This window comes from Paenibacillus sp. HJGM_3 (assembly GCF_045062745.1).
In the GTDB taxonomy this organism is placed as follows: domain Bacteria; phylum Bacillota; class Bacilli; order Paenibacillales; family NBRC-103111; genus Paenibacillus_AA.
Genome location: NZ_JBJGED010000015.1, coordinates 51,387 through 65,790, shown reverse-complemented (window position 1 = coordinate 65,790; position 14,404 = coordinate 51,387). Strand labels below are relative to the sequence as shown.

General features: G+C 58.2%; 13 protein-coding genes. 8 read left to right on the top strand and 5 right to left on the bottom strand.

The window, feature by feature from the left end; genetic code table 11:
- Positions 1-204 precede the first annotated feature (204 nt).
- The 4 genes from ACI5FR_RS17435 (at position 205) to ACI5FR_RS17420 (ending at position 5,702) form a co-directional block, all read left to right on the top strand.
- Complete coding sequence (locus tag ACI5FR_RS17435) at positions 205-1,932, top strand: hypothetical protein (RefSeq protein ID WP_405456536.1); 1,728 nt, start codon at positions 205-207, stop codon at positions 1,930-1,932.
- Between the two features lie 100 nt (positions 1,933-2,032).
- Positions 2,033-2,926: an ABC transporter permease gene (locus ACI5FR_RS17430; protein ID WP_405456716.1), complete on the top strand. Its 894-nt coding sequence runs from the start codon at positions 2,033-2,035 to the stop codon at positions 2,924-2,926.
- Positions 2,927-2,944: 18 nt separating this feature from the next.
- Entirely contained in the window at positions 2,945-3,823 is an 879-nt protein-coding gene (locus ACI5FR_RS17425) for a carbohydrate ABC transporter permease (RefSeq protein ID WP_405456535.1), read from the top strand.
- 259 nt (positions 3,824-4,082) lie between these two features.
- Positions 4,083-5,702, top strand: coding sequence for an extracellular solute-binding protein (locus ACI5FR_RS17420; protein ID WP_405456532.1), 1,620 nt, complete (start codon positions 4,083-4,085; stop codon positions 5,700-5,702).
- Between the two features lie 81 nt (positions 5,703-5,783).
- Here the strand turns inward: ACI5FR_RS17420 and ACI5FR_RS17415 are convergent, their stop codons facing one another.
- From ACI5FR_RS17415 to ACI5FR_RS17395, 5 genes are all read right to left on the bottom strand, one after another.
- Positions 5,784-6,707: a hypothetical protein gene (locus ACI5FR_RS17415; protein WP_405456531.1), complete on the bottom strand. Its 924-nt coding sequence runs from the start codon at positions 6,705-6,707 to the stop codon at positions 5,784-5,786.
- Between the two features lie 57 nt (positions 6,708-6,764).
- Positions 6,765-8,423, bottom strand: a complete 1,659-nt coding sequence (locus tag ACI5FR_RS17410; protein WP_405456529.1) for a hypothetical protein — start codon at positions 8,421-8,423, stop codon at positions 6,765-6,767.
- Positions 8,424-8,444: 21 nt separating this feature from the next.
- Entirely contained in the window at positions 8,445-8,873 is a 429-nt protein-coding gene (locus ACI5FR_RS17405; RefSeq protein ID WP_405456715.1) for a divergent PAP2 family protein, read from the bottom strand.
- Positions 8,874-8,987: 114 nt separating this feature from the next.
- The gene (locus ACI5FR_RS17400; protein ID WP_405456528.1) at positions 8,988-9,338 is read right to left on the bottom strand and encodes an SMR family transporter; all 351 of its coding nucleotides are present in this window, start codon (positions 9,336-9,338) and stop codon (positions 8,988-8,990) included.
- 36 nt (positions 9,339-9,374) lie between these two features.
- Positions 9,375-10,226, bottom strand: a complete 852-nt coding sequence (locus ACI5FR_RS17395) for a decaprenyl-phosphate phosphoribosyltransferase (protein WP_405456713.1) — start codon at positions 10,224-10,226, stop codon at positions 9,375-9,377.
- Between the two features lie 431 nt (positions 10,227-10,657).
- Between ACI5FR_RS17395 and ACI5FR_RS17390 the strand changes: the two genes are divergently transcribed.
- Genes ACI5FR_RS17390 through ACI5FR_RS17375 form a run of 4 tightly spaced genes read left to right on the top strand, consistent with a single transcriptional unit; the run spans position 10,658 to position 14,391 of the window.
- Positions 10,658-11,860, top strand: coding sequence for a HEAT repeat domain-containing protein (locus tag ACI5FR_RS17390; RefSeq protein WP_405456527.1), 1,203 nt, complete (start codon positions 10,658-10,660; stop codon positions 11,858-11,860).
- Positions 11,857-13,311, top strand: coding sequence for a glycosyltransferase family 2 protein (locus ACI5FR_RS17385; protein ID WP_405456525.1), 1,455 nt, complete (start codon positions 11,857-11,859; stop codon positions 13,309-13,311). The genes ACI5FR_RS17390 and ACI5FR_RS17385 overlap by 4 nt, the downstream gene beginning before the upstream one ends.
- Before the next feature lie 51 nt (positions 13,312-13,362).
- Positions 13,363-14,184, top strand: coding sequence for a response regulator transcription factor (locus tag ACI5FR_RS17380; protein ID WP_405456524.1), 822 nt, complete (start codon positions 13,363-13,365; stop codon positions 14,182-14,184).
- Between the two features lie 15 nt (positions 14,185-14,199).
- Complete coding sequence (locus ACI5FR_RS17375) at positions 14,200-14,391, top strand: hypothetical protein (RefSeq protein ID WP_405456522.1); 192 nt, start codon at positions 14,200-14,202, stop codon at positions 14,389-14,391.
- Positions 14,392-14,404: the final 13 nt, after the last annotated feature.

The following is a 14,404-nucleotide window of genomic DNA, read 5'->3' as shown; positions in this document are numbered from 1 at the left end:
CCCATCCATTTCCCATGTTTTCTTTTCCGCGCCACAACAAGCCTTTCGCCCGCTTTTATCCGCAGATTCGCACTTTTATCCGTATACGCGCCCCGCCGGACAAAGTGATAATTGCGGGTAAAAACGCCCCGTGGTTACATGAAGCTGTCAAAGGTACATTAAAATTCCGATGTTGTCCAAATCATTAGAGAGGGGCGTCGCACGATGAGTACAAACCGCGAACGCGGAGCGGCCGGAGCCGGCGGTGGACCGGCTGCTCTGACGGCAGAACGGCTGTCCGACTGGTACGCACGCAATATCGAAGCCGAGTTCCCCCGGTTCGATCCGGAGACGGGCCGGTTCATGGAAGGTCCCGGCCCCTTCGAGGAAGGGAAAGGCTGGGCGGTCACCAACCAAGACATTATGCTCGGCATGGCCTACATGTATAAGACCGATTACGCGGGCAGCCGGTTCTACCGCAGTCCGGAGCTGCTCGAGCGCATCGGCCGGACCGGAGACGCGTTGCGAGCGTTCCAGGATGCGGAAGGCAAAGTCGAGTTCGTCAAGACCGACGGGTCCAAGTGGGGGGCGATCTACATGCCTTGGTCCATGTACCACTGGCTGGAGACGTACCGGCTGCTCGAGACCGACCTGGACGAACCGCGCCTCGCCCGCTGGAGGGAAGGGCTGCGGCTCGCCTACGAGGGCATCGACCGGGAGATGCGCGAATCGCTTGATCGCCGCGAGGCGGATCCGAGCCACGATGTCGTGCACAATATCCCGACATGGAACGCGATGGCGCTGCACCGTGCCGGAAGCGTCTTCCGCCGGCCAGAGTGGCAGCGGACGGGCGAGACGATGATTCGGCTGACGCTGGCCGTTCAGCACGAAGACGGTTTCTGGCCCGAGCACCACGGGCCGACTACTCTGTACAACCTGGTCTACATTCACGCCTTGGGCTTGTACGCCCGTCACGGCGGGACGATCGACGTGCTGCCGGCGCTGGAGCGGGCGCTGAGGTTCCATGAGCGGTTCACGTACCCGGACGGGTCGCGTGTGGAGACCGTGGACGGGCGCACGAAATATGACGCCCACTCGAGTCCTATGGGGCTCGTAGGCTTCACGCTCATCCCGCGGGGGGAGTCGTACGCGCAGCGCGTCATTGAACAAGCGATCGGGCGGGGCCTCACCTGGAAGGGCGCGCATATGGCCGATCTGCTGCAATATTGGAACGTCCGGCCCGAAGGGAAAAAGGAGCGTTCCCTGTTCGAGGAGCTGCGGATCGAGACGGAGTGGGCCCGCACGCTCGTCTGCAAGCAGGACGGCTGGTACGTCGCGCTGAGCGCCTTCGCCGCCAAGAAGGTCGAGTCGCGCTGGGGCCAGGACCGCCAAAGCTTCATCGGCGTCTGGCAGGAGGGGAGCGGCTTGATCGTGGGCGGCGGCAACTCCAAAGAGCAGCCGGAGTGGAGTACGTTCGAGCTCCGGACGGCGGAGGGCCAGCACTTGTATGTACCGGATGCGGGGGCTGTCGATCTGGCGGGGCGCGAAGCGAAGCTCGCCTACGGCTCGCGCACATTGAGCGTACGGCTGAGCGAGCTGGCGTCGGACCATATCCGGCTCGAATTCGAAGCCGAGATGGCCGAGGGAGACTCCGGCGCCGTTCACATCCCGCTTCAGCTGAGAGTGGATGGGCGCCTGCGGACCGGAGACGGCCGGGAGCTGCCGGTCACCCGGGAGGCGATCCGCCTCCAAGCCGAGCAGGGGGATCACCGGATCGGACACGCGTCTTGGCGGCTGGAATTTGAAGGCGCTTACGACCTGTCGTGGCCGTCATATCCCTTCAACCCCTATGCGGCCGACGGGGCCGCCCCGCTCAAGGAAGCGGTCGCCGTCCTGACGCTGCCGCTCGCCGCGGGCGTTCGCCGAAGTCTGGTTATCCGCACCATTCCTTAACCTAATCTGAATCTGGAGGGATCTTATGCCGCAACCTGCCGCAACCGCACCGCCGACATCGACCGCCGCTCCCTCGATCAGCAAGAGCCGCAAGGTCGCGATGAAAATGTGGCGCGACCGGTTTCTGTACTTTCTTGTCCTACCGGGCTTGCTCTACTTCCTCATTTATCGGTATATCCCGATGCTCGGGATGGTCATCGCGTTCCAGGACTACAGCCCGTTCCTCGGCTTCACCGGAAGCGAATTCGTCGGCTTTCACCATTTCAGCCGCATCTTCTCCGAGCCCGAGGTCGTACGGGTGCTTTGGAACACGCTGTACTTGAGCTTTTTGCAAATTTTGTTCGCCTTTCCGGCGCCGATCGTGCTGGCCATTCTGCTGAACGAGGTGCGCAGCCAGCTGTACAAGCGTCTCGTGCAGACGATCGTGTACTTGCCGCATTTCCTGTCGTGGGTCATCGTCGTCGGCTTGTTTTTCATCTTCCTGCGCTCGAACGGCATCATTAACCGGGTGCTGCAAGTGTACTTCGGTTTTGAGGTGCCGGTCGATTTCTTGACCGACCCCGACTTTTTCCGCCCGCTCATCATCATTCAGGTCATCTGGAAAGAAATCGGCTGGGGCACGATCATCTTCCTCGCCGCGCTAGCCGGCATCAACCCGGATCTGTACGAAGCGGCGATCGTCGACGGCGCGAGCCGGTGGCGCCAAATCTGGCACATTACGCTGCCGGGCATCCGGGCCACGATCGTCATCCTGCTGATCTTACGGCTCGGTCACGTGCTCGATAACGGCTTCGAACAAATTTTCCTCATGCTGAACGCCTTCAACATGGAGATCGGCAACGTGCTCGACACGTTCGTCTACTACAAGGGCATTCAGCAGTCCGATTACAGCTTCGCGACGGCCGTCGGGATGTTCAAGGGCGTGGTCGGGCTCATCCTGGTAGGCGGCGCCAACTATTTGGCCAAGAAATTCGGCGAGGATGGCATTTACTAACGAAACGAGGAGGTTCCCATGAAATACAAATCGCTTTCCGACCGGATTTTCGACGCGCTTAACTATTTGTTTCTGGCCCTGCTCGCGGTGTCGATGCTGTTCCCGTTCCTTTACATTTTCTCGGTGTCGTTCACGACGTTCGAAGAGTTTCTGAAAAGCGAAATCTTGCTCTGGCCCAAAGTTTGGGTCACGGACGCCTACGAGTACATTCTCCAATCCAAGCCGTTCGTTCGGGCCATGGGCATGACCGTCTATCTGACGTCCGTCGGGACGATCGTCAATCTTCTGTTTACCGCTTCGATGGCGTATGCCCTCTCCCGCAAAATTTACGGCCAACGGCTCATGATGTTTATGGTGCTGTTCACGATGCTGTTCTCGGCGGGTATGATTCCGACGTACCTCATGGTCAAGGCGACCGGGCTGCTCAACTCGATCTGGGCGCTTATCCTCCCGTCGGCGATCGGGCCGTTCAGCCTCATCGTGGTGCGCCAGTTTTTCCTGAACATCCCGACGGAGCTGTATGAGGCGGCCGTCGTGGACGGGGCGAACGAATTCCGGATTTTCTGGCAAATCATTATGCCGCTCTCCAAGCCGGTGCTTGCCGCGTTCGGGCTGTTCTACGCCGTCGGCCACTGGAACACGTACTTCGGCGGGATCTTGTACCTGAACGATCCTCGCGAATGGCCGATCCAGGTCATCCTGCGGCAGATCGTCATCCAAAGCGACGCGAAGAACGCCCTTGGTGCGGCCGAGCAGATGATGCTGGAAAATCCGCCGCCGCCGGAGACGATTCAGATGGCCGCCATTCTTGTGGCGACGCTGCCGATCCTGATCGTGTATCCGTTTCTGCAAAAGCATTTTGCTAAGGGGGTGATGGTGGGGTCGATCAAAGGGTGATGGAAAGTGAAGAGCAAAGCGTAGATTGACTAAGCCATTCCGAAGGGGAGAGAGGGTTCCGACCGCTGTTGAAATCGTGTTATCCGAATTAGGCTCCTAGTGGAAATAACACGATTTCAAAGGCGGACGCAGGCTTCTCCACTCCTCTCTCCCCGTCTCCATGGACGTCAATCGTACACTCTCCCTCCCCTTTGATTTAGTGGCGGGAGTAGTAGGAAAAAAGATCTAAAAAATCCAAAGTGAAGGGCGGTTTACCAAGATGAAGAACAAGAAAAAGGCATTGGCGTTAGGCGCGGCGGCGGTCGTGCTCGCCACAAGTGTGATTGGCTGTTCGTCGGGCGACAAGAAGGATGATGGAGACAAGGTAGGGGCGACGCCAGCGGCGGGTTCGAGTACCCCGAGCCCGGTCGTGGACGACCGCACGAAGAAGCTGACCATCAGCATGATTCGCTATTACTACGGCGATATTCCGACTCCGGAAGGGCCGGGGCTCAAGATGATCAATGAGAAGTTCAACGTGGACTTCAAGCCGAACTTGATTCCGCAAGGCACGTACGACGAGAAATTGACGGCCACGTTCGCTTCGGGCTCGATCCCGGACGTCGTCGTGTTCCAGAGCGCCGACTTGACCGGCAAGTACAACAAGTTCGCCAAGCAAGGCGCATTCACGCCGCTCGACGAGTACATCAGCCAGTACCCTTCGTTAAAAAACATTCCGAAGTTCGTGCTCGACCAATTCCGCGTGAACGGCAAGCTGTACGCGATTCCGCAATACTATCCGAAGTTCGGCTTCACCACGATTTTGCGCAAGGACTGGCTGGACAACCTGGGTCTGAAGGTGCCGACGTCCTATGATGAGCTGAAGCAAGTCGCGCTCGCGTTCACGAAGAACGATCCGGACAAGAACGGCAAGAACGATACGTACGGCATGGCGATCGGCAAGGACATCAGCCCGACGTTCGCGCAAGGTGCGTATTGGGATCCGGGCGCTTGGTACCATAAGGATGCGCAAGGCCGGTTCATCCCGGGCATGATCGGCCCCGGCCGCAAGGACGTCATCCAGATGCTGGCCGATCTCTACAAGGAGAACGCGATCACGCGGGACTTCGCCACGATCGACTGGGCGAACACGAACAAGGAATTCTACTCCGGCAAGGCCGGCATTTTCATCGGCACGCCGCGTGGCATGTCGCAAGCTTACATGGATGGGCTGATGAAGATCAATCCGGAAGCCAAGTTCGTCAATGTGGAGCTGTTCAAAGCGCCGGACGGCTCGCAAGGCATGCTGTCCAGCACGGGCTTCATCGGCTTCGAGGTCATCTCGGCCGAGGCGGGCAAGGACAAGACGAAGGTCAAGCGAATTCTCGATATGATCGAAGCCGGACGCACGTTCTACCCGGACGACAAGAAGACGGAGAAGAACCCCGACTTCGACTGGCTGTACGGCAAGATCGGCCAAGGCTACGACATGGTAGACGGCAAGCCGGTCGTGAAGAAGGACGCCGGTCCGCAAGGGTTGTACCCGCTTGCTTATCTGATCGACGGCGTCGCTTGGCCGGCCAAGGATTCCGACATCAACTACTTGGCCAGCTACCAAGAGCCGCTGAAATCGCTCGCGGGCTTGCTGATCAACTACTACGGCACGGTCAAATACTACGGCAACCCGAACACAGGAACGGTGTCCGAAACGCAGCTGACCAAGGGTGCGGATCTGAACAAGTTCCTGACCGACGAGCAGACGAAGATGATCGCCGGCCAACGCCCCGTATCCGACTGGGACAAGATGGTGGATGAATGGAAGGCGAAAGGCGGCGAACAGCTCATCAAAGAAATGAACGCCGAGCTTACGTTCAAAGACGCGAAAGACGGTTGGAACTAATCCCTTTTTGGAACTAATCCCAGCAGCAGCTCAAAAAGCCTGCCCAGGACTTCCCTGGGCAGGCTTCGTGCTGCCGGCTGCTTACCAGCCTAAAAAACGCCAGCTGTCGTATTCGTGAATCCCGACGCCGCCATAGGCCGGATGGGTCCACAGTGCGGAGGCGACCGCGTTGATGGTATCGTACATGGCCCCCTGGCCCAAGCCGTAGAAGCTGGAGTTCGCTTCGCCGTTGTCCATCGTCTCCACTCCGATAACGACCGGCTTGCCCGAGGCTTCCGCCTCGGCGAGCTCATGACTGACCGCCTGGAGGATACCAGGTGTGTTGTCGATGTAGGCCATCAGGGCGATTTCGTCGACCCGGCCTATGATGTAATCGGTCAATGTCGTCGTATCGCCTTTCCCGTCCGGCACGAGGAACCACTGCAGCCAGATGGGCAAGTCGACGCCGACGGTTAAGTACGAATCGCTCTTGACCTCCTGGACGAAGCCGCTGACGGTGTCCATCCAGTACCCTATGATCGTGTCCCGCTCGTACTGCCATTGCGGCAGCACGTAAGGCTCCACATCCAGGTGGATACCGTTAAATCGCTCCGAGGAGCGGGAGCTGTTGTTGTAAGCTTTGACCCAGTAAATAAATTTGTAGAGGTCATCTTGCCCTTCCGGCAGAGCCCATTCGGGCTTCCCGCCTAACGCCTGCACCTCGATTCCGCGTTCGCCTGCCTCTCGGATGAACGTGCGGTAGACGTCGACCGGGATGTCGGGGTCTGCCTGCAGATACACCCGATTGACGCCGTGCTGCGTCAAATAGTTCAATGTTCCCTCTTTGTCCCGCCAGATCTCATATGTGTTCCACATCCATGTGGCGACGACCTTCGACCCCGCGTCGGCGGCAACCGCCGTTAAAGTGCGGCCTGCCGTCGGGGGCAGCAAGGCCAATGTGAGCGCGAGTACCAGACTTAAACAAGCTTTCATGGCGAGTCGGGACCATGAACCGATTATATCCAAAATAGTTCCTCCTGTACGGAAAATTGTGGAGCGCCGCGGTTACTGATTTTCGCTAGGTTATTGGGCGCTCGTGCAGACGAGCGTGCCGGAATCTCTCAGCTCCACCAAAGAATCGCACTTAGGCTCCGTTTTCACCTCCTTCACCGCAATTCCGTAATCCTCGAGCCGGTTCTTGTTGGAATAGGCGTAGGAGAAGTAGACCGTGACCGGCTGCTGTGCCTCTTTAAGCGTCTGCATCTGCGCCTTCAGCTCGCCGTTCGCTTCCGCCTGCAGCTTGTAATAAGAGACCGTCACCATCGCCATGTTCACGAACAGCACGCCTACCATGAGCCAGCTGAGTCCCCGGATCACTTTGCGCTCCGTGAAGCTAAAGCCGAGCAGCGCGATGAGGAAGGGCAAGATCCACAAATGCGGCACGTAGCGCGCCCACCACGCGGCGTAGTTGATGAAGACGGAGGCGAGCAAGATGCCTAGCAGCCCGATGACCACCATCGTTCGGGGCACGTTGAACAGGAACGCCATGATGAGGATGATGAGCGCCAGCACGATCACCCCGCTGAACAGAGGGCCGAACCCGCCGATCGCGGTATCGGGAATGCCATAATACTTCAACTCGTCCAGGCTGAAGGTGAACGGGGGCTTCAGCGTCGTTTCGTCACGCTTCGTGCTGTTGCCCTCCGACTGGGAGAAGTAGGAGACGGCCGCTTCCTCGAACCGGTTCATCGTCATGAAGCTGGTCGGCGTGAAGGCGGCGACGACGTCCCTGGAGTCTTCCCCCGCAAGAGGGTAAAACGGGTTTTTGTACTTCATCATGTTCGTGACGTACGGGTTGAAGCCGAGCAGCGCGACGCCGATCAGGGCGCTGGCCGTCATGACGATCAGCATTTTCTTCAAGATCCCGTGCTTCTGGGTGACGTACAGCGCCAGCACCAGTCCGAAGCATAGAATGCCTGCGTACGCGAGCGCGGTAAATTTATTGTTGACCGCTAGCGTGATGCATAAGGCGTAGGCGATAATAACCGGCCACTTCGGCCGGAAGTAGATCAGCACGCCGAGCGCCGTGAGGCAGATTAGCAGGGAGCCGAGCTGCCCGTCGACATAGAAGCTGAGGCTCTGATAGATGCTCACCGGGTTGCAAGCGAGCATGAAGGCGAACAGGGCGGCCAGTCCCCGCCGGCGCGGAAGGATGGCGGCCAGCGCCGAGAAGCTGAGGAAGAACGACGCGGCGATGAGCAGGAAGTTGAACACCTTGCTCAGCTCGATCGAGCCGGTGACGGCGTACAGCGCGGCCGCGATCGTCTCGCTCGCTTTGGCGTAATGGTCGATCCAGATCGCGTACGGGACACCCTGGTCGCCGAGCGGTTTGTCATAGAAAGGGTTCCAGCCTTGCGCCAGCCGCAGAATGCCCTCCTGGTGATACGTCTGGCCGTCGTAGCTCAAGTCGTAGAACGAGCCGCTGACCCCGAGGAAAATGAAAAACACGACGGTTGAGGCCAGCAGACTGATGCCGAAGTAGAGCGCGTGACGCTCCGAAAAGTACACTTTGGTCCCGAACCACAAAATCGCAACGGTCGCGGCCAGCGCCAGAAACAGATTTGCCGCGGTAATCTCAATGTGAACCAAAAACAACAGCGAGGTGACGGCGAAGGTCGCCGCGGTGAATACAAGCAGGAAAATCCCTGTTAGCAAGCTTAATTGCGGTATGCGTTCTCTCATCTCTCTATCTCTCCTAACTCCTCAAAAGGATATGAACCATGACGCGATCCAGCCGAGCACCGTTCCCACGCCCAGTCCTCCGACGATTTCGAATTTCGTATGCCCCTGCTTCTCCCGCAGGAGCGACGCTTCGTCATCGGGATGCCGTCTGGACAGCACGTTGATCCATTGCGCATGCGTGCCAACCGCTCTCCGGACGCCTGTCGCATCGATGACGGTGATCATGAGCAAGGCCACGCCCAGTCCGAACAAAGGGCTGTCCCAACCGACCGTGAACCCGATACCCATCGTGATGGAGGAGACGACCGACGTGTGCGTGCTGGGAAAGCCGCCGTTGCCGATGTGCTCACGCGCCTTTGCGCCATATTTCAGCGCGTTGACGGCGAACTTCAGGCAGCCGGAGACGACCCAGGCCAGGAGGGGTAGGATGGCGAACATGTAGCTGTGAATCTCGTTCATACCGGTATTCCCCTATCCATATCTAAGTTTTATGAACCAATTGTCCGGGGTCCCCGCAAAGTACTAGGAATAATCTGCGAAGCCCTGCGTCACTTTGTGGGGTATTTATGCCCGCGCTACTATCACGACGCCTAGCATAATGACGCCGATGCCCAGCCAATGAACGGCGGACAGCGGTTCCCGGAACAAGTAATAGCCGGCTAGCGCCACGCCGACGTAGCCGAGGCTGACCATCGGGTAGGCGACGCTGATCGGCATTTGCTTCAGGGCGAGCAGCCAGAACAAAGAGCTGCACGCGTAAGCGGTGAGTCCGGCCAGCACCGGCCAGGAACTGAGCGACCGGGCGAAGGACGGGCCTTCCGTCCAGAGCGGCTTCGGCTCCACGAGCCCCCACTTCATCAGCAATTGTCCGACCACCCCCAGAAGGACGGAGGCGAACAGCCATAAGAATTTCATCCAACCACCTCCTATCCGGCTATAGCCACTCGCGGTTTATTCCAGATAAATCAAGATCAGCGCTACCGAAAAAGCGTACAGCATAACCGTAACAAGCAGATGCCGGTCTTCGAACAGCACCTTTTCCGGCTTCCCGCCCTTGTCCTCCATATGAATCAGGTACAAATACCGGAACACGCCGTAAATGACGAACGCCAGCGTCCACATGAGGTGGACGGTATGGCCGGACGTGAACGTGAACAAGGCGTAGCTCATGATCGTCGCCGTCGTCACGATGCTGTTCAATTGATTCAGCAGATCGATCGAGTAAGACTCAAGCACTTTCCGGTGCGAGCCGCTGTCGTGCTGCAGCGCGTACACCTCGTGCCGGCGTTTGCTGATAGCGAGGAAGATCGAGAGTAGCAGCGTACAGATCAAGAACCAAGGCGTCAGCGCAACACCTATGACGAGACCCCCGCCGATGGCGCGCAGGACGAAGCCGGAAGCAACGATAAGCACGTCCACGATGACGACATGCTTCAGTTTGAACGAATACGCTACGTTGAGCACGAAGTAGACGGTCAGCAGCAGCCCGAAGACGGGACTGAGCACGTAAGCCGTCGCCAGGGATCCCGTCAGCAGCACGGCCCCCAGCATGAGCGCGCCCTGAGCGGGGATCGCTCCTGATGCCATCGGACGGTGCCGCTTCTCCGGATGCTGCCGGTCCGCCTCGCGGTCTACGAAGTCGTTCAGAATGTACACGCAGCTCGAGACGAAGCAGAACAGAAGGAAGCCAACGACGGAATGCATCAGCATGTCCATGGTCGCCTTCTGAATGGAGAAAATCAGGGCCGCGAATACGAGCAAATTTTTGGTCCACTGCCGGGGACGAAGCTGGACGACGTACATTTGAAGCGTGTAGGGAAGCGAGCCGGCTTTTTTTCCCTTCGCTCCTACGTTCGTATTCGGCAAATTCATCCTATCAACCATCCTTTGTGTTCATGTCATCAATAGTATAAGGCTAGAGATGCTAGATGTACTTAATAAAGAACACCATGCTTCATTATATGCAAAGTATTGTTCTATATAAAGTTATATTTTGGGGTGAATACGGGATTATTTAAGAGAATAACGTGGGATTTTGTTCTTTTTAAAGAATTTTGTCGAGATTTTGCCGTTTTTCAATTGGGGTGTTCTGAGGTATACTTTAATCTAGTTCTTTAATGAGAACATGTCTGAGTATCGCCGGCCAGGGCGGACCATATCTACCAGCACGAACGGGAATAGAAAGAAGAGATAGGAGAACCCGGAGATAGAGAGAGACAAGGAGGGAATACCATATGAATGACAGCAGTACGGAGTTACTCGTTCTGGCCTACATCTTAATTGTGTTTATCGCCGTCATCTTTCTCGGCCTATTCGGGCTGAGGGCGCATTCGATCTGGTTCGAGCGCCAAACCCGAGCTTATTTGACCAAACATCAAGATTACTTCGACTATGTAAAATCACATTTACATGAAGACATACCGCTTCAAAAACCGGTCGGCACGCTGTCACGAACCGAGCTGAAGGTGATTCAGACCAAGCTGTTCCAGTGGATGGACAAAATTGTCGGCGCGGAGCGCGACAAGCTGGCGCAGCTATGCCGCGATCTCGGCCTCGTAGAGATGAATCTCAAGCGGCTGAGAAGCGAGATTCACTGGATTCGCCTCGATGCGGCGAACAACCTGGGCGTCCTGCAAGCGGGGACCGCGGTTCCGCTCTTGCAGCAGCTGCTGGATGAGGAGCGATACGGCTCCCCGGCGTTCGTAATCGCCCGCGCCATCTCGCAGAGCGCAGAGCGCCTTGAGCAGCTCGACGCGATGGTGCGCAGCCTGGCGAAGCACCGCAAGCAGTCGCACCGGCTCGTGTCGGAAGTGCTGGCGCTATCCCGCCTGGACTATACGCCGCTCCTGCTCGAATACTTGCAGGAGCCGGACGACGAGCTGCAGCGCATTGCCCTGACCGGCTTGCACAACCGCTCGATTCCCGGCGCGCTCCAGCTTCTCACGCCGTTCCTGGCGTCGGAGGATGCGGAGCTGCGTCTATTGTCGGTCCAGACGCTGGTCCGGCAGGGGAGCGGACAGACCTCCGATCGGCTCGCCGAATGGATGGGGCATGAGGACGCGAACATTCGGGCCGAGGTCGCGGAGGCGCTAGGCCGGATCGAGACCGAGCATGCGATCGCGCTGCTGAAGGAAGGACTGTCCGACCCGGACTGGCGCGTGAGGATGAATTGCGCCCGCAGCCTGGTCCGCTTGCAGGACAGCGGCTTCGAAGCATTGTGCGAGACGGCGGCGGGCTCGGAGCAAACGGAAGAGGCTAGTCTCGCGTACGAGGTGATTCAGGAGGAGCTCATGCACGGCTCTCTCTATATGGACGATTTCGAGCAGGCGCTGCAGCACAACCGCAGGCTGCAGATTTACCGGCAATTTTTCGAAGGACGTCCCGGCTGGGCACCGTCGATGAACGGGCTTCTCGCATCGAAGGAGGATTCAGCATGAAATCGCTCCTGCTCAGCTATGCGTTATTCGCCTTGTATTCGGTCATCGCCGTCTACGCCTTTTATTTGATCCTCATGCTGCTCTCCCACAAACGGATCATTCGCATCCTCAAGGGAGCGAGATACGCCAGGTACCATGAACTGTCCGGTTCCGAGCAAGTGCCTCCGGTGTCCATCCTCGTCCCGTCTTATAATGAAGAGCTGACGATTATCGAGAGCGTCCGGTCGCTCCTGAACCTCGGCTATCCGTCCTATGAAGTGATCGTCATCAACGACGGCTCGAAGGATGCGACGCTTCAGGTGCTTATCGACGCCTTCCGGCTCGCGCCGACGACGAACTATTCCGAACAGGCGGGACTGGAGGCGATGCCGATCCGGGGGGTGTATCACAATCCGCGCTATCCTTCGCTCTATGTCGTGGACAAGGAGAACGGCGGGAAAGCAGACGCTTTGAACGTGGGGATCAACGTGTCTCACTATCCGCTCGTCGCCACGATCGACGCGGATTCGCTGCTGGAGAAGGACGCCCTCATCCGGCTCGCTTCCGTCTATATGGAGAATCCGGAGGAGACGATCGCGATCGGCGGCAACGTCCGGGTGGCGAACGGCTGCAAGATCGAGAACGGCTGCGTCACCGAAGTGAGCTTGCCGAACAAGCTGCTGCCGATGTTCCAGAACATCGAGTACTTGAAGTCGTTTCTGGCCGGACGTATCGGCTGGAGCGCGATGAACGGGCTCATCATCGTGTCGGGCGCGTTCGGCTTGTTCCGCAAAGATTATTTGATCAAGGTCGACGGATACCGGGACGGCTTCCCGGGCGAAGACATGAATATCATCATCAAGCTGCACAAGCATATGCTCGACCACGGCTTGCCGTACCGGATCGCTTATTGTCCGGATGCGGTGTGCTGGACGCAGGCGCCTGAATCGCTGCGCATCCTGCAGAGCCAGCGCAAACGGTGGTCGCGCGGCAACATCAAGAACATTTTCAAATACAGCAGCATGATGTTCGTTCCGAAATACCGGGCGGTAGGGTTGTTGTCGATGCCGTACACGCTGATCTTCGAGACGCTGGGCCCTTACTTGCGGCTTACGGGCTACATGGCCCTCCTCGGGTACATCGCGCTCAATATGGCGGACTACAAGATGATGCTGCTCATAATCGGGGTTAGCCTGCTCATCGAGATCGTATTCAGCTGCGGGGCGCTGCTCATCGAGGAGATCGCGTTCCGGCGGTACCCGAAGTTCAAGGATTTGGTCAAAATGATTTTTTACTCCCTCCTCATGACGCTGGGTTATAACCAGATCAACGTATATTGGAAAATACTCGGCCATCTCGATTACATTCGCAATGATGACTCATGGGGCGTCATGGTGCGCACCAGCTGGCAGGACGAGCCTGTAAGTACGGGACGCCAGCCGGTCATGCAGAACCAACCTGCCAACAACTAATCCAGGCCGACTGTACATTCGCTGCAGTCGCCGACGATGAGGTGAGAGACTATGAGCAGTTCTTTGCTGGAAGAAGCCGTTGATACCCATTCACTCTTTGCCCTATTGAATCAAACGCTCGTGCAGTCGAACGAGACCGCCTGCGGCGTCATCCTGGCGAGCAGTCCGCTCGGCCCGGTCGGGCTCAGCCGGCTGCGGGAACGGGTGGCGCGGAGCGAGCCGGAGCTGGCGGTGCACTTCGCGGGCGACCCGAGCCGCGGGACATTCGCGATGCTCTTCCCCGACCTCGTCTTGAGCGACACGCACTACGCCGCTTTGTCGGTCAAGCAGCTGATGCTGGAGGAAGGGATTGCCGTGGGTCAGCTGGTGATCGCCAGTTTCCCGGAGTGCGGCATTCCGAAGGAATCGGACCTGCAGGCGATGCACGCTCTGATGGAGCGGGAGTCGGACGGGGAGTCGTCCATCCTGATCTACAACCCGCCGGAGGTGAAGCGGAAGCCGGCTACCATTCTGATCGTCGACGAAGACGAGACGGGCGGGGAGCTGCTCGACACGCTGCTGCGCCGGAGAGGCTATGAGGTGTTCACCGCGCACAACGGGCTGGACGGGTTGCGGATGTTCCAGACGCTGTCGCCGGACTTGGTGATCACGGAGCTGTCGCTGCCCGTCTACGACGGATACGACCTGATTCGCCGCATCCGGCAGCGGCAAGCGAAGCAGCCGGCCCAGCCGGAGTGCAGCATTATGGTGCTGTCGGAGAAGCGGGTCGAGCGCGACATCAGCGCCTGCTTCGAGCTAGGCGTGTCGGATTATATCAAGAAGCCGTATTCCCCGATGGAAGTCGAAGCCCGCATCCGCCGGCTCTTGTCTTAAAGGAGGTGATGACCGTTGAGTGCGACGAATGCGACAGCCGATTTGGATGGCCTCTGCCTGGAGCTTCAACGTTTTATCGCCAAAGCGCAAACGAATCCGTACGAACGGGCTCAGCCCTTGGAAACGTACATGGGAGAGCTAAGCCGCATCCTGCGCAACCATCTCGAAATCGGAGATTCGGCCATGAGCTATGGCCCGCGCGAATAGCAGCGACATCTGT

Coding starts and splice junctions, on each gene's coding strand:
- ACI5FR_RS17435 (WP_405456536.1), top strand. CDS start 205: ATGAGTACAAACCGCGAACGCGGAGCGGCCGGAGCCGGCGGTGGACCG.
- ACI5FR_RS17430 (WP_405456716.1), top strand. CDS start 2,033: ATGAAAATGTGGCGCGACCGGTTTCTGTACTTTCTTGTCCTACCGGGC.
- ACI5FR_RS17425 (WP_405456535.1), top strand. CDS start 2,945: ATGAAATACAAATCGCTTTCCGACCGGATTTTCGACGCGCTTAACTAT.
- ACI5FR_RS17420 (WP_405456532.1), top strand. CDS start 4,083: ATGAAGAACAAGAAAAAGGCATTGGCGTTAGGCGCGGCGGCGGTCGTG.
- ACI5FR_RS17410 (WP_405456529.1), bottom strand. CDS start 8,423: ATGAGAGAACGCATACCGCAATTAAGCTTGCTAACAGGGATTTTCCTG.
- ACI5FR_RS17400 (WP_405456528.1), bottom strand. CDS start 9,338: ATGAAATTCTTATGGCTGTTCGCCTCCGTCCTTCTGGGGGTGGTCGGA.
- ACI5FR_RS17395 (WP_405456713.1), bottom strand. CDS start 10,226: ATGTACGTCGTCCAGCTTCGTCCCCGGCAGTGGACCAAAAATTTGCTC.
- ACI5FR_RS17390 (WP_405456527.1), top strand. CDS start 10,658: ATGAATGACAGCAGTACGGAGTTACTCGTTCTGGCCTACATCTTAATT.
- ACI5FR_RS17385 (WP_405456525.1), top strand. CDS start 11,857: ATGAAATCGCTCCTGCTCAGCTATGCGTTATTCGCCTTGTATTCGGTC.
- ACI5FR_RS17380 (WP_405456524.1), top strand. CDS start 13,363: ATGAGCAGTTCTTTGCTGGAAGAAGCCGTTGATACCCATTCACTCTTT.